At 46.8% G+C, this 663-nt stretch carries 1 protein-coding gene and 1 pseudogene; both read left to right on the top strand.

Features of this window, described 5'->3' with window-relative positions; genetic code table 11:
- Nucleotides 1-568 (top strand): amino acid ABC transporter permease (locus tag R7E78_RS27285; RefSeq protein ID WP_318058771.1); only part of this gene is annotated, 568 nt, incomplete at its 5' end.
- Nucleotides 565-663 (top strand): annotated as a pseudogene (locus R7E78_RS27280) (amino acid ABC transporter ATP-binding protein); the annotation flags it as partial. The gene R7E78_RS27285 and the pseudogene R7E78_RS27280, both read left to right, overlap by 4 nt.

The raw sequence follows: 663 nt of genomic DNA, 5'->3' as shown, positions 1-663 counted from the left end.
TTTAGCCGTCATTTTGGCGAACATTCGCGTATTTAAGCTGCCAGTTCTCGACCAATTGAGTCAACTGTACATCAGCTTCTTCCGTGGTACCCCACTGTTAGTACAACTTTTCCTGCTTTATTACGGCTTGCCACAAATCTTCCCTGTGATGGTGGGTATCGATGCATTTTCTGCCGCAGTGATTGGTTTAACATTGCACTTTGCCGCTTATATGGCCGAGAGTATTCGTGCTGCAATCATCGGTATTGATCGTAGCCAAATGGAAGCGAGCCTATCGGTCGGCATGACAACGCCACAAGCGATGCGTCGCGTGATTCTGCCACAAGCAACACGAGTAGCACTGCCCTCATTGATGAACTACTTCATTGATATGATTAAGTCGACTTCCCTCGCCTTTACGCTTGGCGTGGCAGAAATCATGGCTAAAGCGCAGATGGAAGCCTCTTCAAGCTTTCGTTTCTTTGAAGCATTCCTAGCCGTCGCTCTGATTTACTGGGGCGTGGTGGTGATTCTGACTCGAGTACAAATTTGGGCTGAAGCGAAACTGAATAAGGCGTACGTACGATGATCAAATTAGAAAATATCCACAAGCGCTTTGGCGATACTGAAGTCCTGAAAGGCATTGATCTCGATATCAAACAGGGTGAGATCATCGTGATTATC

The sequence above is a fragment of the Vibrio sp. YT-19(2023) genome (genome assembly GCF_033337395.1).
This window is presented reverse-complemented; position numbering and strand designations above follow the sequence as displayed.